Origin of the sequence: Paramixta manurensis (assembly GCF_013285385.1) — a bacterium.
In the GTDB taxonomy this organism is placed as follows: domain Bacteria; phylum Pseudomonadota; class Gammaproteobacteria; order Enterobacterales; family Enterobacteriaceae; genus Paramixta; species Paramixta manurensis.
Window position 1 is genome coordinate 3500680 of sequence record NZ_CP054212.1, and the last position, 20847, is coordinate 3521526.

Sequence of the window (20847 nt, forward strand, 5' to 3'; positions counted from 1 at the left end):
GTATATAAAACCAGTTTATACTGTATGAAAAACCATATCTGTGTTTATGTACAGGAAGGCAACTATGCTGGCACAACTCACTATCAGTAACTTTGCTATTGTTCGCGAACTTGAGATTGATTTTCAACGTGGCATGACGGCGATTACCGGTGAAACAGGCGCGGGCAAATCCATCGCGATTGATGCGCTTAGTCTGTGCCTTGGCGGGCGTGCCGAAGCAGATATGGTTCGTCAGGGCGCACCGCGTGCGGATATTTGCGCGTGCTTTCAGTTGAAAGATACCCCATCCGCACAGCGTTGGCTGGAAGAGAACCAACTGGACGATGGGCAAGAGTGTCTATTGCGCCGAGTGATTAGCAGTGACGGGCGCTCACGCGGTTTTATCAATGGTACGGCGGTACCCCTTTCCCAATTGCGCGATCTCGGTCAATTGCTGATCCAGATTCATGGGCAGCATGCGCATCAACTGCTGCTTAAACCAGAACATCAGAAGACACTGCTGGATGCCTACTCCGGTGAAACGTCGCTGCTTGAGGAAATGGCTTCCCGCTATCATTTGTGGCACCAAAGCTGTCGCGCGTTGGCGCAGCATCAGCAATTAACTCTGGAGCGCGAAGCCCGACGCGAATTGCTGCAGTATCAGCTAAAAGAACTTAACACCTTCGCGCCGCTGGCCGGAGAGTATGAGCAGGTTGATGAAGAGTACAAACGGCTGGCGAATAGCGGGCAATTGCTTTCCACCAGCCAGCAGGCGCTGAATTTATTGGCCGACGGTGAGGATGCCAATTTGCAAAGCTTGTTATATTCCGTTCGTCATATGATGAGCGAGTTGATCACGATGGACGATAAACTCGGCGGCGTGTTCAATATGCTTGAAGAAGCAGCGATCCAGGTTAGCGAAGCGAGCGACGAATTGCGTCATTATTGCGATCGCCTTGATTTGGATCCGAACCGCTTACAAGAGCTTGAACAGCGGCTCTCGCGCCAAATCAGCCTGGCGCGTAAGCACCACGTCGCACCGGAGGCATTACCGCATCTTCACCAGCAACTGTTAGCCGAACAGGCACAGCTAGACCAGCAGGAAAACGATCAGGAAGCGCTGGCCTCAGCGGTGCAAATGCATTACCAGCAGGCGCTGAAAACCGCCCGCGCCCTCCATGAGCGTCGTACACATTACGCGCAAGAACTGTCGCATCTGATTGTCGAAAGTATGCAGATGCTGTCAATGCCACACGGGCGTTTCAGTATTGATTTGCAATTTAATGCCGAGCAGTTAACCGCTGATGGTGCCGATCGCATTGATTTCCGCGTTAGCACCAACCCCGGTCAGCCGCTGCAACCGCTGGCAAAAGTTGCCTCCGGTGGCGAGCTGTCGCGCATTGCGTTAGCTATTCAGGTGATTACCGCACGTAAAATGGATACGCCAGCACTCATCTTTGATGAAGTGGATGTGGGGATCAGCGGCCCAACTGCGGCGGTGGTTGGTAAAATGCTACGTCAACTTGGCGAGTCAACCCAGGTTATGTGCGTTACTCACCTGCCACAGGTGGCTGGTTGCGGGCATCAACACTTCTTCGTTAGTAAAGAGACCGATGGCGCGATGACGGAAACGCATATGCAACCGTTGGATAAGCGTTCACGTTTGCAAGAACTGGCACGTTTACTGGGCGGTAGCGAGGTGACACGCAACACGCTGGCGAACGCAAAAGAACTTTTGGCGGCCTAATGCGCACTTTTTTACATTCCGATGGTCATATGCTTGCTCTGTAAAGGTTTAAAACTGTGGAAAGGTCTATTATCATCGGCAACTTGTCGCCTGAGTAAAGAGACACCCTCGCAGGCAGAGTTCAGATTTGATGGCAACGATATAGCCTATAAATGATAAGGCAAAAAGGAATGTATAATGCGCTGTAAAACGCTGACTGCTGCTGCAGTGGTATTTCTCATGATGACCGCCGGCTGTTCCACGCTGGGACGAGTGGTCTATCGTCCGGACATTAATCAGGGGAATTTCCTGGTTGCCAACGACGTTGCCAAAATCCATACCGGCATGACCAAACAGCAGGTGGCCTATACGTTAGGGACGCCGATGATGAGCGATCCGTTTGGTAGCAACACTTGGTACTATGTGTTCCGCCAGGAACCAGGCCATGAAAAAGTTACCCAGCAAACCCTGACCCTGACTTTTGATGGTAACGGTACGCTGACCAATATTGATAATAAACCGGCTCTCTCTGGCAATAATTAGAGATAAGCCCGGATGTTGTCGATAAAAAAGGCGCCCCGGGCGCCTTTCTTCATTTCTTAGCAGAGCGCTCTGCGCGTTGACGCCGCAGTTCTTTTGGGTCAGCAACCAGCGGGCGGTAAATCTCAATACGATCGCCATCGCGCACAATGTCAGCTAACTTTACCGGGCGGCTATATACGCCGATCTTATTTTCATTCAGATCAATATCCTGACGTAGCTCCAGAATGCCGGAAGATTTGATCGCTTGCTCTACACTACTCCCTTCAGGGAGTGTGACACGGTAGAGATACTGTTTTTCGGGCAATGCGTAGACAACTTCAACCGCGATATCAGGCACGGTAAACCTCTTTTGCCCTAAGGGTAAATGCCTGAACCATACTGTTGGCTAACTCTTTAAAAATGCGCCCAAATGCCAGCTCAACCAGCATATTAGTAAACTCAAACTCAAGATTTAACTCGACTTTACAGGCATCATCACCCAGTGAAACAAAATTCCAGCCGCCGGTCAGTTTACGAAATGGCCCATCAACCAACTGCATATGGATGCTTTGATTGTCGGTTAGCGTGTTACGCGTGACAAAGGTCTTACTGATACCAGCCTTGGAAACATCAACAGAGGCGGTCATCTGCTGCTCACCGGACTCCAGTATGCGGCTACCGGTACAACCCGGCAGAAACTGCGGATACGCATCCACGTCATTCACTAACTGATACATCTGCTCAGCGCTGTAAGGAACAAGCGCAGAGCGGCTAATCTGGGCCATAAGGGATCCTGTTAATCTCGTAACGAGTAAATAATATCATTTTCAATAATCAAACAAAAATTCTCTGCCGTCGCCGACATGCTAAAATAGCGCTTTTCCCTGCCGCTGATGGAACAGGGGATGCCATTATTCATTGCCTGATGTAGACTAAGCCGCACTATGACAAAGAAAAAAGCACATAAATCCGGTTCCGCGACAATTGCCCTCAACAAGCGCGCCCGCCATGAGTATTTCATTGAGGAAGAGTTCGAAGCAGGCTTATCGCTACAAGGATGGGAAGTAAAATCTCTCCGCGCAGGTAAAGCCAATATCAGCGACAGTTATATTCTGATGCGCGATGGCGAAGCCTACCTGTTCGGCGCTACCTTTCAGCCGCTATTAGTCGCGTCCTCCCATGTGGTATGCGACCCGACGCGCAACCGTAAGCTCCTGCTCAAGAAACGTGAGCTGGACTCACTGTACGGGCGTATTAATCGCGAAGGCTACACCATCGTAGCGCTATCGCTATATTGGAAAAACGCTTGGTGTAAGCTGAAGATTGGCGTGGCGAAAGGTAAAAAAGAACACGATAAGCGCGATGACATCAAAGAGCGTGAGTGGAAACTGGATAAAGCACGTATTATGAAGCACGCGAATCGCTAAGCCTCTGGCATAGCGACGGGTTTTTCTGATATACTGCGCGACAGTACTTGGGGCTGATTCTGGATTCGACGGGATTTGCGAAGCCCTAGGAGCATGCCGAGGGGCGGTTGGCCTCGTTAAAAGCCGCAAAAAAATAGTCGCAAACGACGAAAACTACGCTTTAGCAGCTTAATAACCTGCTTAGAGCCCTCTCTCCCTAGCCTCCGCTCTTAGGACGGGGATCAAGAGAGGTCAAACCCAAAAGAGATCGCGTGGATGCCTTGCCTGGGGTTGAAGCGTTAAATCTAATCAGGCTAGTTTGTTAGTGGCGTGTCCGTTCGCAGCTGACAGGCGAATGTAAAGACTGGACTAAGCATGTAGTGCCGACGGTGTAGTAATTTCGGACGCGGGTTCAACTCCCGCCAGCTCCACCAAAATTCTCCATCGATGATTACCAGAGTCATCCGATGAAGTCCTAAGAGCCCGCACGGCGCAAGCCCTGCGGGCTTTTTTGTGCCTTGAATTTGTCCCGCGAAGTCTGAAGCAAACTAATTAAATCCGAACCTTTTAGGCCCATTGATAGGCCCAACAAAAAGCTATAGTGTTTTCGTTGGGCCTAAACGCATGGAGACTCTCCCATGGCAAGAAAAACCAAGCCGTTAACCGATACGGAAATCAAAGCCGCCAAACCTAAAGATACCGATTACCAGCTGTATGATGGTGACGGGCTTACTCTGTTAATCAAGTCCAGCGGTAGTAAGCTCTGGCAGTTCCGTTACTATCGGCCTCTGACCAAACAACGAACCAAACAGAGCTTCGGTGCCTACCCTGCCGTCTCACTTTCTGATGCGCGTAAACTCAGAGCCGAATCTCAAGTTTTATTGGCGAAAGACATTGATCCTCTGGAATATCAGAAAGAACAGGTGAGAAATTCTCAAGAGGCCAAAATCAACACTTTCCTGTTAGTTGCCGAGCGTTGGTGGAATGTGAAGAAAGCCAGCGTAACAGAGGACTATGCCGACGATATCTGGCGCTCGCTTGAGAGAGATGTTTTCCCAGCAATCGGTGATATCAGCATCACTGAGATTAAGGCTCATACTTTGGTTAAAGCAGTTCAGCCGGTTCAGGCCAGAGGGGCATTAGAGACTGTTCGCCGCCTTTGTCAGCGTATTAACGAAGTCATGATTTATGCGCAGAACACAGGCTTGATTGATGCAGTTCCCAGCGTAAACATCGGGAAAGCGTTCGAGAAGCCGCAGAAGAAAAACATGCCTAGTATCCGCCCGGATCAACTTCCACAATTAATGCAGACTATGCGCACGGCAAGTATTAGCTTGTCCACACGATGCCTGTTCATGTGGCAGCTTCTCACCATTACCCGCCCTGCCGAAGCTGCTGAGGCTCGATGGGATGAGATCGATTTTGATGCTAACGAATGGAAAATTCCTGCAGCTCGAATGAAGATGAACCGGGACCATACGGTTCCCCTATCCGATGAGGCTCTCTCTATTCTGGAAATGATGAAGTCACTCAGTGGTGGCCGAGAGTTTATCTTTCCCAGTCGCATTAAGCCTACCCAGCCGATGAACAGCCAGACAGTGAATGCAGCCCTTAAGCGTGCAGGCTTAGGGGGCGTACTCGTTTCTCATGGCTTGCGATCTATTGCTAGCACCGCCCTTAATGAGCAGGGTTTTTCGCCTGATGTCATAGAGGCGGCTCTGGCTCATGTGGACAAAAATGAGGTACGACGCGCTTATAACCGCAGCGATTATCTTGAGCAACGACGCCCAATGATGCAGTGGTGGGCAAACTTTGTTAATTCGGCCGACAAAGGAACCATAACCACTTTGAAATCAGCCGCTTTTAGACTTGTCGGATAAAAAATCCAACACGTTCAACCCAAATTAGCGTAAAATTTACGCTAATTTTTTGCCAACTTTTACTCGAACAGTAGCTTCGTATGCTGCCCTAACTTCACTATCCTCTCGACCCCAGCGAACTACAGTTTCAATAAGCTCGTCTACATTGAGATCCAATCCTGAATTTTGGTGTTTCATTTCCGTCACAAAGTTCATCAATTCCTGCTCGATGGCTCGAGCTGCGACGATTCTTTTTTGCCATCCACCATCAGAAGGGACATTTTTTAGGAGCAACCTAATGACTTCCTTCTTAACTGGAATGTAGTGCTCAGCTTTTGCCTTCCCTCCTTTCTTGGCTGATTGCCGCCTCCCCTCACTAATGATTTTTTCATCATCAATCAGTTGGTTAAAGTTCACACTTCCTCGGCATTCATTTAATATTCGATTTGCATGTAGAAATGACTCAACAGCCATTGCTGGGTCTGCACCCCATATTTCTCTTCCCCAGCGTTGAAACAAACCCGCAGCAAATAGGGCATCTTTAAAGAACTGTTTCAACCCTAAAGCCGAGTTCATCATAGGTACACATGTCCATTTCAGCTCTAGTTTCTGCCAGCATACATCATGCTCAATGTAGCGAGATCTATGTTGTAAAACCTCATCTCTTACATCATCGTTATCCTTCTCAAGGAATGCTAACCCCTCAATTAAGGCATTCTTAAACGGCCACTCTGAAGACTCAAGGAGCTTCTGCAAGTCCTCGCCCTGAACTTCAAACTCACTACAAAAAATTTTTAACATTTTTAATTAACCATTAATTTTCAATAAATTACAAAACAATCAGTATTGTAAAAAAAAACTTTTTGGCAAGTTAATTTTTTTCAAAGCGCAGAAAAGCTATCTTCGTTTCATCCCAAAGCACACAACCTAAGAGAAACGTTAATGAACACATCCAATGCAAAAATGATACGGATTGCATCTGTAATGAAAAAAATTGGCGTAGGTCGGTCAACCATCTACGATTGGATCAATCCAAAATCTCCACGTTACGATGCAACATTTCCAAAGCGCCGCCGTCTTGGTAAACAATCTATTGGCTGGCTTGAATCAGAAATTGATGAATGGATTTTACTTCGAGAACCAGTCTCTTGTTGATCATCCCACACAAATAACATCATTAATTAGCCATAATCAATGCACACAGCGTATTAACCAAGACATTAATTAACAGTGATATTTTCACTCCAAAATACACTTATGCATTCCAAACGGAAATATCAATTAAAAAATCAACACATTTAAAAAACTGCCACTTAAATATGAGTTCACCATGCCAATAAGAGTTACTTTTTCAACCAATCACATATCGACTATTGATTACTATAAAAATGTAAGTAAGGATTCTGGACAGTCTTTGTCCTCCGTTTTATCCGAGGAGTTATACAGAGCTTCGCAGTCGCATGCAACAAAGCGAATACCAATGATAAAGGATAAATCTACCCCAAAAAAAACCGATATGGAATTTTACGAGGAAATTTGGCAAGAAAGAATTTTAATACCTCAGAACGCCCTTGACGCAATGGAATTTAAAAACAACGTAAAAAGAAACGAAATGAACAAACTTGAAAAGGAAAAAATAAAAGAGAAGCTTGAGGATATAATTAACAACACAGGAGTTTGCAATGCAATATACATTTATACAGAAAGAAAAGTGAATAATGTAAGAAGGCTAGCAGCCGGTATCGGTTCAATATTACTACTGAGAAAAACAGTTCATGATGATGTTTTTTTTGGAATTAAAAAAGCAATCTTAATCCCAGCAATTGAATTAATTGCATACAGGATAGATACCTCACTGGAAAATCATGGCGTAAATACTAATTTTCCACATATTTGTTGGATCCCGATCTACTACATAAACAACAAAGCGGTGATGATACCTGTGATTAGAAAAAAAGATGTTTCATTAATGACTAAACCAGAAGGAGAAGTCGTTATAATCAACCCATTTAGTGAGTAAAAAGCATAAAATAACATTAGTAAAAAAAGCCAATACGTTGGCCTGATGATTCGGCGCAGATCAGGTTTAACGTTGACAGGGAAGTTTGTAGTCTTAAAAAGGTAGCAATAATTAATAACTGATACTGGAGTTATGCAGCATGGCCTATTTTTTCTACCATAAATGCAAAGATTCGGGAGAAGTTAAGGAGTTCAGAAACAAAGATGAAGTGGACGAAATCCGCAAAGCTTTGCTGATAAGTTCTGGAAGGACCATTATCGACAGGCAGCTATCCTCAGATACTCCGGATGTTCTGAAACATCTGATCAACCGAGACATGAGTAAAGGGGATGACTTGGTTATTTTGGATCTTAACAGTTTGGGTGGTAGTGCAGAAATGATTCAGGAGAAAATAATTCTCTGCGCCAGGAAATCTATACGTATTCACTGTTACTTTCCTCAAAAGAAGCTAACCTCGACTGCTGACGGTTATTTTTTAGCGTTGATATTGCCAATGATACATGACAAATGCAGGAGGGCGAATTTAGCGGCACTGAAGACCAGAAATATCACAAAACCACTAGGAAGGAGAGAAGGAAGTAAACATCGTGATCATATCGAGCTAGCTAAGCGCCGAGGGCTTACTCAGTCGCAAACCGCCAAACTATTGGAGATCAGCATATCGACAGTGAAACGTAACTGGAATAACGGAATTATCGGTTAATTCTAAAAAGCTAATTAGAGAGTAACTTTAATATAGCCACCACAGGCCAGGACTGTCTTTGTCTAAAATCTAGATGTTGGAAAGGTATTATAATGGCAATCTACTCTTAGCCCTGACTAATAGTCATCTAAGAGCAGTATTATTAATCAAGTAATTATCAGATCACAACAGTATGGGGATACGATGCTCTGATGCCTGAATATACCTGAATCAAAGACAATGTACAGTCTTATCTGTGTGGCAATCATTAATACGGTCTTTAAAGACCGTAGGACTAACCACATAGGAATACTGATATGAGTTATGTTGAACTTTACCGATCAATAATCAATCAATCATTGAATTTGATTACGAACAGGCACCAAAGAGTTGTTGCGTTCAGAGTTGATACTCATTTTCCGGGGATAGTTGACAACGGTGATAACATTTGCTGCTTTCATAGCCTGAAACCTGGTGAAATTAGCCGTATGTGCAAATCAATGGAGGCTAAGCTCATAGCCGATATTCAGAGAAAAGAGCGAGAAGGGAAACGCGTATACAGAGGAACAGTAATTATTATATGGGCGAGAGAATTTTCATTATCGGGTAAATGCCATTACCACCTTTGCTTGCTGTTTAACAAAGATGCCTACTACCATCTCGGGGATTATGAGCAAGAAAATACGCTAAGAGCAATGATCACCGGAGCTTGGTATAGCGCGATGGGCCTGCATCTGGACGATTATCGAGGCTTGGTGCATTTTCCAGAGAACTGCCGTTATGTGCTGAACTCGAACCATCTTGATTTCCAATATCATTATCAGGAGCTGCTGAACCGCCTAGATTATCTCGCTAAAATAGAGACCAAGATCTTTGGTGAAGGATATCGTAATTTCGGTTCTTACCAAATCGACCTTTAATTTCAATGTGGCCTTCCTGTTTAGGGAAGGCCTTCTCACGTCAGGGATAAGTGATATGTCCTACAATCGCGCAGATGAGTCGATAATCGCAAACGTAGAAGATTTCCGGATTTTCAGCATCTTGCTCGCCGATAAAGAAGACCCAGGCTTTATCTTTCAGCCCTTTGTCTTTAGCCTCTATTGCCTCTGTTCGGGCGGCCTCCAGCTCTTTACGAACCACAGTACGCTTGGCTTTTGACCAGCTAGTCCATTCAATGTGGATCTGGTAGCTTCGGGTTGGTTTAGGCTTACCTGCCTCATCTTTTCCCCATTCACCAGACAGCGGAATGATGAGTTTTTCATCATTTTCAGAAAATTTGTTCCAGAGTAGTGGTGCATAAAAGATCTTCGGCTCCGGGTAGGGTTGAACCTCTTTTCGGAGCTTTTTAAATGCCGTCATGTAGATTTGACCACTAATACCGGGAACGTTAAGCGACATTCCCCGGTCATGCGGGAAACGAATGAAGGCACGGCAAATATTACGAATAGCATTCACTTGACGCCGGGATTGTCGTTCGGGTGAATTACCTTCACCAGATGCTGAGGATGCTGAACGCGTCGAACTGGACTTACTTTCACCACCAGCGATATCTGGTTCAACAACCGGGCGCTGTTCAATCAACTTTAATCCCGAGGGCATTAAACCTGGGGCACTGTCCAGTATGTTGCGGACACTCTCCTTCAGGCCCTGGCGAATTACTGTGCTTTCAGCATCAGCATCACATTCATGATGATGTTGAATATGGCGTTTCTTTTTAAAATAGGCTCTAACTTTTTTATCTTTTTCCCATGCAGCAGGATGCATGGTTATACCACATCCCCAGCATACGTAACCTTCAGTATCAACGCTATCAAGCAACCAAAGATCCTCTGCCTCCACAATCTCACGGGTACGTTTATCACGTGCAGATTCCATTACTTTCTCCTTATCGCAGAACGTTTGTATAAGCTTCTAGCCTTTATTCAAACCGTTGTTCCCTTTCACTATCTTCCCGTTGTTCGCGTTCTTTTTGGCGTTCGATCCACTGACTCATTTTTTCACAAACTATTTTGGCAGCCTCGGCGATATCTGGACGCTCATGTTTGCACAGTGTGCTGATGGTCCTTGATCTAGCTTGCATTATATTCGCCAGGCTACCAGTCCAGGATGATGGAGTGATTCGCTCAGCAAAAGACTCCAGCACAACTAATGGCTCAGGAGAGGCCTCTAACAGTTCTATAGCAGCCTCGTGTAGGGTTAGTACATTCTGTTCATCATTCTTTGACCAGAGAGTAACGCCAGCCGCAATAGCAGCCCAAACTCTGGGGTCATTTCTAGCACGGCACCATGCAATCAAGACGCTAGTACTTACATCAGCAAGAGGAGAATGGCGTAAACCGCCACGACGAATAAAGAACTGTCTTCTCTGCTGTTGTTCCTCGGTGCATTCAAAAATGCAATTGAGAAATGATTCAGGCATTAACGCAACAGTTGTTGCTATAGCCTTCTCGAATTCAAAAACATATCCATAGCTTTCATCAATGACATTGAAAATTGTGTCTAGCCACTCAATTTTTTTTGCCTCATTACCATCGAAACGCAACGCGACATCGATAACTCGCTCCATGTGAAAATCAGTTGTACCTCTTTGGCCTCTGTCACTGTTTTTAACCCGCTGGATTGCAGCAGCAAGACCAATCAACCGAAAGTCTGCGCCAAGCGTATCTGCCGATTTGTCTTTACCATGCAGTCTCATGGAGAGCGCATGCAAAATGACATTATCTCCGCTTGTTTTATTCAGGAGCTGCTCAGCAAGCTCGAGAACACGAATTCTCGGCAAATTGGCATATTGTTCTCGCCATAAAATAGGCTCATACATGAAAGGGGTGATGTCTGGATCATCCAAATGCTTCATGCAGCGATCCAAATCATTTAATGTAAATTTCCCCCAAGGATGCAAGCCAACCAATACCTGTCGAAATTCAGGATGCTGCACACATTTGTCGAGAAACTCCTGTGCTAACGCTGGATCGGTAGAATCTACTTCTTCGATGAATCCCCTAAGGACTCCAAAATCTTTATTAACATTTGGCTGATTTTCTATTAGTTCAACAAGTTGCTGCCAGCCAATAAGAAGATCATGTGCCCCTCGAGCAAGTCCTCGACCAAAGACAGCGCGATAAGGCATTCCATCGATGGAGAACAGATCTGCTCCTAACTCCTCAAGCGCATGATTTGATAAGGCAAAGTCCTGTCCCAATTGAAGTGCTTTAGCTTCAAGTCGTTTTCCGGCTGCGGTATATTTATCGGAGTCCTCATGTTCAAAATCCGGATCCAGTGCCCAATAGTCATGATTTGTACTCAACACGTATGTCTTTATTGTTGGAATTAACTCTGTGGGCTCCAACAGCTTCTCTAAGGCAGCAAGATTGTCCGGTAACGGCTCAACATCATCTCCATCTCCATGCTTGGTATAGTCAAAATAGATTGTTGTACGAACGGCTTTCCAACCTTCTATCCAATGACTAAAAGCATTTAATGTACGGGCCGCATCGACGAGTTTGTCTCGCATTGCTTCTTGAAACCAAATTCCCCTGAATTTGTCAGCTAGGATTGATCGTGCCGACCTTTCAAGTTCAGGATCTCCGGATGCCGCTAATTGGATAATGGCGTCAATAAAGGAGCTGCGCCATTCGACAAGTTCATCATAGTTGGGTTCGTATCCATAGTCTCTTGGTCGAGCTCCAAACTCACCAACCCCAAACCCTGACCACGGTGGGCCATCCAGGGCAGTTGACAGCATCTTTAAGCCCAAAGATCTACGTGTAATAATGCTTGATGCAATGCATTCGTTCATTAAAGCAATACGCTGGCTTAGGGATGCATGAGTACCAGACAGATACGCCTGGAAAAACCTTGGGACCATGTTTCGAGCAGAATTCAGGTCATTATTATCGGCTTCGTTCTCTGCCATTTGAATAAGAAGCTTGGCGCATCGTTCAAAGGCGTTCGGTTCGTATGCCATCAATTGTAAAAGACGCAGAATACTACGTCGCTGCGGATTGTAGCCCGGTCCCATAACTTTGAAATCAGATGATGAGAGTACGGCCTCAATTCTGTTGAGCAATGCTTCAGGTGCAACCGGTCCGATATACTCAAGTATTCGTAACGAAATATCATTTAACTCGGCTATTCTTCCTAACATTCCTTCAGGCTGAAGCCAGGCTTCTACAATTTCTTTCGCAACAGGATGGTCATGCAACAACCCCAAGCGATGCGAAAAAGACATTAATAAACGCTCACAATCCGGAGCTTCAAAAGTCGCCCTAAGTTGATCAATGGGAATACTGTCGAGTGCGGATGCTGCCAATCTGTTAGCAATGGCATGAGGTAAGATAGCTCTCCAGTGAGATCTTTTCTGAACGATATGACGTTCCATCAGCTTCGTAACGGCTTTAAATAACTGGGTTCTGGAATACCCAAAGAGCGCCCCTAATATTTCCAGTTCATCGGTAGCAGCATCTGGACTAGAAATCGAGAATGAATACACCAGTGACAATATTTCAGCTTGCTCCCGTAAATTACCATCAGGATGATTACGCTGTTCAAACAAGCGATTAAATAACTGCGCATCAGAAAGTAGAGCCAAACTCTCGCCTTCCTCCCCTCTCTCAGCTATAGCCAAAGCAACTCTTGCATTCCCATCTGCAAACTCAGCAATACGACGGGCATTATTTTGACCAATTGAAGGGAAGCGACGAATAAGAAGTTGCTCTGCCACCTCTGGACCATCTGTCTCAATATGGATGACCTCAGTTGTCTGTGGTTTGTCATCCCTAATGTCGTACTCGATCGTGATGAGGCTTACTTCTTTTCCTGCGGCTGATACCTTGCTGGCAAGCGAAGCATGGAGCTCTGACGGGCAATTATCAAGGATCATAACTGCTCGTCGGTCCTCAGCGATCAGCTTATCAAGCATTGCTGTAGCCGACGGTACTGGCTCAGAGCCAGTATCAATATAAATAGCTACTGTCCGGTCAAGCGCATCTGTTCCAACAGTTTCATCAAAGAGCGCCTGAACGATCCGAGTCTTCCCGACACCAGATAATCCTGTAATACGAACCGCCTTATTCGTCGAACGGATAAGTTCTCGCATTGGGCTAATTGCTTCATCAATTTTGAGTTTTTGCCCCTTTCCCGACGGTAAAGTAATGGTTACACCTGGGGCTGAGATTAAAGTGTCTGTAACACCTTGTGGCGGGTTGCTCCAGGCTCCGTAGGGTTGCCAACCGGAATACCCTTGCCCAAGCTTCCCTTTTACCCACAGCATGATTGATGGATGTTGGCGCAGCCATTGAATGAGTTTGGAACGGTCGTAGAAATCAAGATGAAGATTGCTTTTGTTAGGATCATCTTTTACTGCATCCCTCATCGCTTTAAGACGATCTGTCTTTCCAGACGGCGAGCAATCATCACCAAGGCTGACAATGATGTAGCTTCCTTGTTTTCTGGCTTGTTCAGATATGATGGGTGAAGGCGATTTACCGGTGCCCATTTCCTTCTCAATTGCAGCCTTTGGCATCTTATGTTTCTTTGCCTGGAAGACCGTATCAGGCCTTACAAGAAAGCCAGGTTCCAGTTGATCAACTGGAACCTGAACATGGATATCAATTCCTCCGTCAGGGGCTGTAATTGAACCAGACCAATTTACACATGCTGGGCTATAGCCATGCATTGCCACTTCAGCTTCTGCTAGCCGAGCTATCAGCTCTTCTAGCTGGATATCGGAGAGCCGAAGTAATTCGTCCTTTTCAATGTCAAAGATTGCCACGCCTTCACCTTAGTAAAAAATTTTTGCCATTATTCATACTTTGAGTTCACCAAAAACTGAGTAACTTCTATCCATTCTCCAAATATTCAGCTTTCATGCATCGTTCGTTTGGGTTGACATCATGTGAGTAAGATTAAAATACAACCGGCGTCATTTTCGTTTCCCAGATTTTATTCAAAATTATCAGCTTCACCTTTCTTCATTAGGGCATCAGATGCGGCAACAACTTCTTCTTTCAACTTCTCATGCCACAACCAGAGCACGGAGCTATATAGCAAACGTTGATCGTTTGGTGAAACTGAGATTATCGCCTGAGTGGCCTGTATTAAGGACAAGCTGGTGCACTGAATAGGCTCTAACAGCCCTTCATTAGATGGTCCGCATAGCAAGAGATCTTTATTTGAAAGCGATGTACCGAGCTTGAAGCCAATACTGTCAATTCCTGCATGAATATACTGGTTGGCAAAGCCGTAGTGCGGTCGCAAAAAGTCCAGCTCGACAAATTCCTCAATATCACTAAAGCGAACCTTAGTTCTGGCACTGGGTTCTTTTCCTAAAGCTTTTGCGGCCCAACCTAATTCATTGCCGAAACCCGCTTCATACTTACCAACGATGTCATTTCTTTCGAGATCAAACCGACTTAAATCTTCTGGGGAGAAAGAAGTAAAACCCAACTCTTCACTATATTTATTATAGCGATTAGCAGCTTTTCGCCTCTGTATGCTCTGAAAATCCGTGAATCTTTTCGCCAGGTCTTCGTCGCCTTCTGCAATAAATATCAATATGGCCGTGGTTTCATGGAGCGTTCTCCAACGGGCCATTGCACCGTCTGCAAAGCCACCCTTTAGAAGATGAGATATCTCGCAGGAAACCTGGACAGCACGTGCGTGCAGTCGGGTGGTTATGTTCAGTTTTGCGGACCTTTCTCCAGAACCGGTGCGATACTCACTGTTTACCTCATTACTGATTTCAGTACAGCCATAAATTAATGCATCCAGCCGCTTTAAAGGGGACTCCCATGTTGTAAATAGTCTTCCTCTAAATGCATCTAAATTTTCATAATGGTCCTTTAATACCTCCCCTTTAGCCTCATCCAAATACTCGAACATTTTCAACGCAACCAAATGCTCTATGTCTTCAGAATGAGTATCTAACCACTCAGCAATCTCTGCGGGAGACATATTGCCGCTACCAGCCACATCCTGTATCTGAGAAAGTACTTTTTTGTTTAACAAGTTCAGTTCCTTAGAGAGGGTCAGCACTCCGTCGACGTAGTAATGTGGATTTACGTCGACACTAAACGCGTAACTTTTAAGCGTCTACTGAAAGCGAAAAGCAAACCTTACGCAATCTTTTTTTAGGGATTTCTCGCTATGATATTAAATACTCTTACTTTTGTGGGTTTTAAGCAGCGGGGAACTTGGTGTTATGAAGTCCAGAATCGGACCAAACGGAGTGCATTTCTTCGATCGAAATACAGGTTTGAACATCCTATTAGACGAATTGCACCCTCAGGGGGCAGTTTGGTCGACGTCTCCCCGTCAAGTCTCAATAGCACTCACCAATCTTTGCGATCTCCATTGCGCGTACTGTTTTGCGCCCAAACACAAGGCAGTGCTGCATACTAACCAAGTACTTAGCTGGTTAAAGGAATTGGATACTGAAGGATGCCTCGGCATCGGCTTTGGCGGAGGGGAACCAACTTTCCATCCAGATTTCGTCGAAATATGCAAACGGGCTGCCGGGGAAACTCAGCTTGCCGTGACATTCACGACCCATGGTCATCGTTTGTCGCAACAATTAGTTAAACACCTCAAAGGTTCAATTCACTTCGCGCGTATTAGCGTTGACGGGACAGGCAGTACCTATGAAGAACTGCGCGGAAAACCTTTTGCCAACTTACTTAAGGGAATTGAATCGATTGCAACATTGTCGCCCTTTGGAATAAACGTCGTGATAAACGAACGTACAGTCTTTGAGCTTGATGCAGTAACTGAGCTGGCGCAACAGTTTGGAGCTAGTGAATTGCTGTTATTGCCTCAGCAAGCAACTAACGCGGTCGCAAGTATGAATGAAGTGGTCGGCCGAGAGCTTAAGAACTGGGTCTCCAACTATAGAGGAGAGGTTCGACTTGCAGTAAGTGAGGTGGGAGCGTCAGGACTGCCCATATGCGATCCTCTTCCTGATGAAACTGGCCTTCGAGCCTACGCGCACATAGACGCTTCCGGCATATTGCGTATGAGTTCTTATTCAACCACCGGTGTGGATATTGGTGAAACCGGTGTTCTGTCAGCGCTTAAGCGACTTCGTAATACCTTAGAGATGAAATAAGGGGCACAGTAATGAAAATTTGGAACGGATATGGTTCTGAGCATTCGATGAACTTAGTTCTCATCGGAAAATTCAAGCAAGAGCAAGATGCAGAGAAGGTCGAGAAGGATATTAAAACGCTCAGTACTCAGGCTGAGAAAGATGAATGTTACTCGATCCCTTTTGATGAGCCAGAGAATCAACGGTTTTCAGATGAAATGCTCTCATTACTATACAGCCTAAAACTCCACACTTTAGGACCAACCGATCTTGGTCAATTGGTGTCAGATCATCATCTAGATCGTGAAGGCGATAGAATAACAATAACTACTGATGAGGCAGAGGTATCTGCGTTCGTTAAGCTGTTTGTCGAGGCTGGAGCAAAGGTTGAGATTTTCTCAGCGCATGACTATCCGTCCGATTCCAACGATGCCAGTTGACAGAGGATGCATTGATGCCTGAAGTAAATTGGAGAGTATTCAACGAACTGCCCGGTGCAGCAGATGTGAACTTCGAAAACCTTTGCCGCGCTCTTGTACGCCGACACTATGGTCGTTTCGGTCGCTTTAAGCAACTCGCAAATCAGCCTGGGGTGGAGTTTCACCTTGAGCTGACGGAGCCTTGTGATCTCGGTGCGCCACCAAGCTGGATTGGCTGGCAATGCAAGTGGTATGAGCTGGTGAATGGACAAGATTTGGGAGCCTCCCGCCGCAATAAGATCATCGAAGGTATCGAAAAGACGCGTAGGCATGTCCCTGGAGTGACCAACTGGAAGCTTTGGACTTATCACACGTTAACAAAAGGAGATCAAGAGTGGTTCTTCGCGCTAGAGCAAGACCGCTTCCCCGAATTGAAGCTAGAACTACTCACTGCTACGGATATCGAAGATCTTTTGGTCGGACCGGGAGCGCTTTTACGAGAAACCTACTTTGGTGAACTGGTTCTAACCCCAGAACTAATTGCTGAACAGTATAGGCTTGCTGCAGCTCCGTTTAAGAACCGCTACCAGCCAGACGTTCATGTTGCTGTGGGGGTTGAGGAGAATATATTCAGGCATCTGTGCAGCCAAAACGCATGGGAATCCTTGGAAGAACTCTCCAACGCTTTAAAAAAGAATCATACAAGCATTGCTTCGATTACTGAGCAAATCAAAACTGAGCTCAGGGCAGAAGTTGAATTACTCTTAGCCCGGGTTATTGGGTTGACTGAGTTTATTGATGGCTTACACACGGCGCTAGGCAAAGGTGACTTTAACTCTGTACATCAAGCATTGGTTTCAAATCCGCGTCAGCCGGTACGTTATGAAAGGCTACTTTCGAAATTGCGTGGAGCGCGCTTTGACGGGGCTCCGTTAACCGCTAATTTGGTTGCAGATATCCACGCGGTTTCGTCTGTTTTCCGCAGTCTGGAGCAATCGATTGGTGCCCGGGCGGTTGCTGTACTTGCGGCGGCAGGTGAAGGTAAATCTGAACTTGCAGTCAAGGTAACACAGCCAGAAGGGGAATTCCCAGGGGGGATCCTCCTATTGGGTAAGAATCTTCATTCAGGCCAGGGGCTTGATGATCTCGTATCTGCTTTCAAGATCTCTGGGAAGCCAGCAGAAAGTTTCGACCGCTTGATTGAGGCCGTAGATGCGGCAGGCCAGCGTGCAGGCAAACGCATACCTATTGTTATTGACGGTCTGAATGAGGCGGAAGATCCGAGAAATTGGAGGGATGAACTATCCCGAGCGGATGAGCTTCTAAAGAATTTTCCTTATGTCTTGTTAGTTGTCACTCTTCGCAATGAATTTGCCCCAATGTGTCTGCCCGAGGAGTTTCCCCAAGTTGAACATAACGGGTTTCAGGAAGATCCGAAGACAGCATTTGACAAGTACTTTGAGTACTACAAGATCGATGCTACCGATGCGGACCTACCAGTCGAACTCTTGCAGCACCCCTTAACACTGAGAATTTTTTGCGAAGTAGCAAATTCTCCTCGTCAGCATATTGTCGGAGTGGAAGCATTGCCCCGTTCGCTTGCAAGCCTGTTCGAAGCACATTTTAACAAGGTTGCAGCACGAGTCGCTGAGCTTTCACCGACGATGCATCGCATTTATCAAGATGACGTTCAGGATGCACTACTGACGATCGCGGGTCTTCTTTGGGATAACAATGCGAGAAGTGTGGATTTTCAAGCTACACGGACGGCAGTTCGGGATATGGGGTGGGATGACAGTATTATTCGTGCACTGGAGTCTGAAGGCATTCTCGTAAGGACTATTTCTCCAGAAGGTAGGCAAGGAGTTGCGTTTGCATACGACCTAATGGCCGGACATATGATGGCGCGTAACCTGCTTATGAAGCCTGAATTGGTGCAATGGCTACAAAGCGATGAAGGGAACGCAAAATTTAAATCTCATGGACCTGATTCGCATACCTTCGCTTATGACGTATTACGGGCTCTGGTTGATCTGTATCCGCAACACTCTGGTAGGCGGCAGCTTTGGCAAGACTTGTCGGATGATATACTCGTTATGAACGCTCTGTTATTGACGACGCAATCGGATCCAAGATATATCGGGCGGGCTACTGTTGAACGATTTGCTCAAGCTATGCAGGAGTCGAAGCGATTTGCACAACTTGCCTTCGAGAGACTACGGAGCACTAGGGCTGCGCTGGCACATCCGTTTGATATGAGCTTTTTGCATGATGTGCTAATGGCTATGTCCAACACTCAGCGCGATCTTTTTTGGTCAGAGTGGATTCGTCAGAAATCTGAACAAGTTAAAGATGACTTAAAATTCTTGTCGACGAGATGGAAATTGGGTCATCTGGATGAGCGTGAACTTCGGAGAGTTCGCTGGGTGATGTGGACATTGACGACGACATCCAGAGCTTTACGGGATATGGCTACCAAAGCCCTAAATGAATTTGCCATCAGGCGGCCAGAAGAGTTTTTCCGGTTGGCGATGGAGACAAATGCAGTTTCAGACCCATATGTCCCCGAGCGAGTGTTCGCCGCAGCCTACGGTGCAGTCCTGACCACTTGGTCGGATATCGATGCAGTAGAGTTACATGATGCGTTGCCACGGTTCGCTCGTGAGATTTACCAAACCATGTTTGCACCTGATGCTACAGCTCCTACTTGGCATGCGTTATATCAACAGTACTGCCTGGGAATCATTGCCATTGCAAGGATGGTGGATCCAAATTGTTTTTCAGAGGATGAAGCTGCTCATCTTGTTCCGCCTTTTAGCCATCTGCCTAACGTATTTAAAAGCATTCGTCAGTACGATACAGCAGTCATCAAGCAAGCGCAGAGCGCAGCGATTCGAATGGACTTCGGTAACTATACGATTGGGAGACTTATTCCACATAGATCGAACTACGATGACAGCAATCCAGAGTACCAACAGGTGTTGAAGGCAATTATTTCTCGAATGCTGGTGCTTGGTTATGACCCTGAGCAGTTCGAATCTATTGATCGGCAAATGTATTCCAGCTCTCGTATGGGAGAAGACAAACACAAAATCGATCGATATGGTAAAAAGTACGGCTGGATAGCTTACTTCGAGATGTGGGGACTGCGATACGCGCAGGGTCTCCTTTCCGAAGACCGCAGCGCTCGTCCATCGGACGCAGATATCGACCCAACGTTCCCGCTAGACGCTGTGAGCATTGATTTGCCACTTCCAGCCTTGTTTAGCGAACAGTCGTCAGATGATGGGGATTGGATCATGAGGGGTCCGCAACCTGACTACTGTAGCATCCTTGAGATTACGGAAATTGATGGTCTGACGGGGCCATGGATCCTACTTGACGGTTTTGTTGAGCAAAATGCTACCTCGGATGACCGGCAGATTTTCACTTTCCTGCGAGGAGTATTCGTAGATAGCCAAGAAGTTGACAATCTATGTAGGTTGTTCACTGATCTTGAATATCCTGGCAACAGCGCCATCCCTGATGCTCCTGGCTACTATTACACCTATGCGGGTGAGATGCCTTTCTCGTCGATTCCGGGGCTGCTAGTCGCAAATGAACAAGAGGATGATAGTGATGAAAATTTGGTGTCCGCAGACAGATGGTCAGGCAATGGCGTTGCGGTAGATATCACCGTGCAGGACTACAACTGGGAGAGTTACCATAGCGTGGAGAACCAAAGCAGCGGTGCGAGCCTGCCCTCAAAGCAACTTTGTGAGGCTTTGAATCTCAGGTACCGTGCAAACAAATGGGATTTGCATGATGCTGCAGGGGTAGCGTCACTTTACCGCAAAATTGGCGAATATGGTTCGGACGTCAGTGGCTCTGTCAGCTATCTACGTCGTGATCTACTTGACCGCTACTTGATGCAATCCGGTAAGGTATTGGTATGGCTTATGTGGGGAGTGCGTGGTTTTCATTATCGGTCCAACAAGACGCGCAATTTGCACCAGTATTACGTGAATCACCAAGAGATTCACAAACGTATTCATATCCATCAGATAGCTTCTAGTGCTAGTAACCCAAATATTGCGGACGGAGTCACTATATGAGTTACGAATTCAGAAATCTTTCATCCGTAAACTTTGAGGATCTTATTCGGTATCTCATCT

The 20847-nt window shown here is 46.0% G+C and carries 17 protein-coding genes and 1 other RNA gene; 12 read left to right on the top strand and 6 right to left on the bottom strand.

All coding sequences use genetic code 11. The annotated features are described in order from the left end of the window. Nucleotides 1-64: 64 nt before the first annotated feature. A complete protein-coding gene (gene recN, locus PMPD1_RS16940) occupies nt 65-1726 on the top strand; it encodes a DNA repair protein RecN (protein ID WP_173635155.1) in 1662 nt (553 codons plus the stop codon). A 177-nt stretch (nt 1727-1903) separates the two neighbouring features. Further along, nucleotides 1904-2248, top strand: a complete 345-nt coding sequence (gene bamE, locus PMPD1_RS16945; protein ID WP_173635156.1) for an outer membrane protein assembly factor BamE — start codon at nt 1904-1906, stop codon at nt 2246-2248. 49 nt (nt 2249-2297) lie between these two features. Here bamE and PMPD1_RS16950 read toward each other — a convergent pair whose 3' ends face one another. Next, complete coding sequence (locus PMPD1_RS16950) at nt 2298-2585, bottom strand: RnfH family protein (protein WP_173635157.1); 288 nt, start codon at nt 2583-2585, stop codon at nt 2298-2300. Beyond that, nucleotides 2578-3012, bottom strand: a complete 435-nt coding sequence (locus PMPD1_RS16955; RefSeq protein WP_173635158.1) for a type II toxin-antitoxin system RatA family toxin — start codon at nt 3010-3012, stop codon at nt 2578-2580. The genes PMPD1_RS16950 and PMPD1_RS16955 overlap by 8 nt, the downstream gene beginning before the upstream one ends. Before the next feature lie 159 nt (nt 3013-3171). Here PMPD1_RS16955 and smpB point away from each other — a divergent pair, with 159 nt between their 5' ends. The 3 genes from smpB to PMPD1_RS16970 all read left to right on the top strand — a co-directional run bounded on the left by smpB (nt 3172) and on the right by PMPD1_RS16970 (nt 5513). After that, complete coding sequence (smpB, locus tag PMPD1_RS16960; protein WP_173635159.1) at nt 3172-3654, top strand: SsrA-binding protein SmpB; 483 nt, start codon at nt 3172-3174, stop codon at nt 3652-3654. A gap of 49 nt (nt 3655-3703) precedes the next feature. Then, nucleotides 3704-4067: a transfer-messenger RNA gene (gene ssrA, locus PMPD1_RS16965) on the top strand. Between the two features lie 204 nt (nt 4068-4271). Continuing rightward, nucleotides 4272-5513, top strand: coding sequence for an integrase (locus tag PMPD1_RS16970; RefSeq protein WP_173635160.1), 1242 nt, complete (start codon nt 4272-4274; stop codon nt 5511-5513). 36 nt (nt 5514-5549) lie between these two features. Here the strand turns inward: PMPD1_RS16970 and PMPD1_RS16975 are convergent, their stop codons facing one another. Then, nucleotides 5550-6293, bottom strand: coding sequence for a hypothetical protein (locus PMPD1_RS16975; RefSeq protein WP_173635161.1), 744 nt, complete (start codon nt 6291-6293; stop codon nt 5550-5552). Nucleotides 6294-6434: 141 nt separating this feature from the next. Here PMPD1_RS16975 and PMPD1_RS16980 point away from each other — a divergent pair, with 141 nt between their 5' ends. The 4 genes from PMPD1_RS16980 to PMPD1_RS16995 all read left to right on the top strand — a co-directional run bounded on the left by PMPD1_RS16980 (nt 6435) and on the right by PMPD1_RS16995 (nt 9114). Further along, nucleotides 6435-6647, top strand: a complete 213-nt coding sequence (locus PMPD1_RS16980) for a helix-turn-helix transcriptional regulator (protein WP_072009167.1) — start codon at nt 6435-6437, stop codon at nt 6645-6647. Between the two features lie 175 nt (nt 6648-6822). Further along, the gene (locus PMPD1_RS16985; RefSeq protein ID WP_173635162.1) at nt 6823-7512 is read left to right on the top strand and encodes a YagM family protein; all 690 of its coding nucleotides are present in this window, start codon (nt 6823-6825) and stop codon (nt 7510-7512) included. Nucleotides 7513-7651: 139 nt separating this feature from the next. Beyond that, a complete protein-coding gene (locus tag PMPD1_RS22790; protein ID WP_354292668.1) occupies nt 7652-8215 on the top strand; it encodes a Clp protease/crotonase-like domain-containing protein in 564 nt (187 codons plus the stop codon). Nucleotides 8216-8511: 296 nt separating this feature from the next. Next, nucleotides 8512-9114, top strand: coding sequence for an inovirus Gp2 family protein (locus PMPD1_RS16995; protein WP_173635163.1), 603 nt, complete (start codon nt 8512-8514; stop codon nt 9112-9114). 40 nt (nt 9115-9154) lie between these two features. Here PMPD1_RS16995 and PMPD1_RS17000 read toward each other — a convergent pair whose 3' ends face one another. From PMPD1_RS17000 to PMPD1_RS17010, 3 genes are all read right to left on the bottom strand, one after another. Beyond that, nucleotides 9155-10069, bottom strand: a complete 915-nt coding sequence (locus PMPD1_RS17000; RefSeq protein WP_173635164.1) for a hypothetical protein — start codon at nt 10067-10069, stop codon at nt 9155-9157. A gap of 43 nt (nt 10070-10112) precedes the next feature. Further along, nucleotides 10113-13964, bottom strand: coding sequence for a hypothetical protein (locus PMPD1_RS17005; RefSeq protein ID WP_173635165.1), 3852 nt, complete (start codon nt 13962-13964; stop codon nt 10113-10115). Between the two features lie 170 nt (nt 13965-14134). Further along, nucleotides 14135-15199 (bottom strand): DUF5677 domain-containing protein, encoded by a 1065-nt coding sequence (locus tag PMPD1_RS17010; protein WP_173635166.1) that lies wholly within the window; start codon nt 15197-15199, stop codon nt 14135-14137. Between the two features lie 193 nt (nt 15200-15392). Here PMPD1_RS17010 and PMPD1_RS17015 point away from each other — a divergent pair, with 193 nt between their 5' ends. Genes PMPD1_RS17015 through PMPD1_RS17025 form a run of 3 tightly spaced genes read left to right on the top strand, consistent with a single transcriptional unit; the run spans nt 15393 to nt 20787 of the window. After that, nucleotides 15393-16295: a radical SAM protein gene (locus PMPD1_RS17015; protein WP_173635167.1), complete on the top strand. Its 903-nt coding sequence runs from the start codon at nt 15393-15395 to the stop codon at nt 16293-16295. Nucleotides 16296-16306: 11 nt separating this feature from the next. Next, nucleotides 16307-16714 carry a DUF6375 family protein gene (locus tag PMPD1_RS17020; protein WP_103860969.1) on the top strand — a complete coding sequence of 136 codons (408 nt, stop codon included), beginning with the start codon at nt 16307-16309 and terminating at the stop codon, nt 16712-16714. 14 nt (nt 16715-16728) lie between these two features. Continuing rightward, complete coding sequence (locus tag PMPD1_RS17025) at nt 16729-20787, top strand: NACHT domain-containing protein (RefSeq protein WP_173635168.1); 4059 nt, start codon at nt 16729-16731, stop codon at nt 20785-20787. The last annotated feature ends 60 nt before the right edge of the window (nt 20788-20847 follow it).

Bases quoted from the DNA above. Each gene is read 5' to 3' on its own strand.
- recN (WP_173635155.1), top strand. From the start codon at position 65: ATGCTGGCACAACTCACTATCAGTAACTTTGCTATTGTTCGCGAACTT.
- bamE (WP_173635156.1), top strand. From the start codon at position 1,904: ATGCGCTGTAAAACGCTGACTGCTGCTGCAGTGGTATTTCTCATGATG.
- PMPD1_RS16955 (WP_173635158.1), bottom strand. From the start codon at position 3,012: ATGGCCCAGATTAGCCGCTCTGCGCTTGTTCCTTACAGCGCTGAGCAG.
- smpB (WP_173635159.1), top strand. From the start codon at position 3,172: ATGACAAAGAAAAAAGCACATAAATCCGGTTCCGCGACAATTGCCCTC.
- PMPD1_RS16970 (WP_173635160.1), top strand. From the start codon at position 4,272: ATGGCAAGAAAAACCAAGCCGTTAACCGATACGGAAATCAAAGCCGCC.
- PMPD1_RS16975 (WP_173635161.1), bottom strand. From the start codon at position 6,293: ATGTTAAAAATTTTTTGTAGTGAGTTTGAAGTTCAGGGCGAGGACTTG.
- PMPD1_RS16980 (WP_072009167.1), top strand. From the start codon at position 6,435: ATGAACACATCCAATGCAAAAATGATACGGATTGCATCTGTAATGAAA.
- PMPD1_RS16985 (WP_173635162.1), top strand. From the start codon at position 6,823: ATGCCAATAAGAGTTACTTTTTCAACCAATCACATATCGACTATTGAT.
- PMPD1_RS22790 (WP_354292668.1), top strand. From the start codon at position 7,652: ATGGCCTATTTTTTCTACCATAAATGCAAAGATTCGGGAGAAGTTAAG.
- PMPD1_RS16995 (WP_173635163.1), top strand. From the start codon at position 8,512: ATGAGTTATGTTGAACTTTACCGATCAATAATCAATCAATCATTGAAT.
- PMPD1_RS17000 (WP_173635164.1), bottom strand. From the start codon at position 10,069: ATGGAATCTGCACGTGATAAACGTACCCGTGAGATTGTGGAGGCAGAG.
- PMPD1_RS17015 (WP_173635167.1), top strand. From the start codon at position 15,393: ATGAAGTCCAGAATCGGACCAAACGGAGTGCATTTCTTCGATCGAAAT.
- PMPD1_RS17020 (WP_103860969.1), top strand. From the start codon at position 16,307: ATGAAAATTTGGAACGGATATGGTTCTGAGCATTCGATGAACTTAGTT.
- PMPD1_RS17025 (WP_173635168.1), top strand. From the start codon at position 16,729: ATGCCTGAAGTAAATTGGAGAGTATTCAACGAACTGCCCGGTGCAGCA.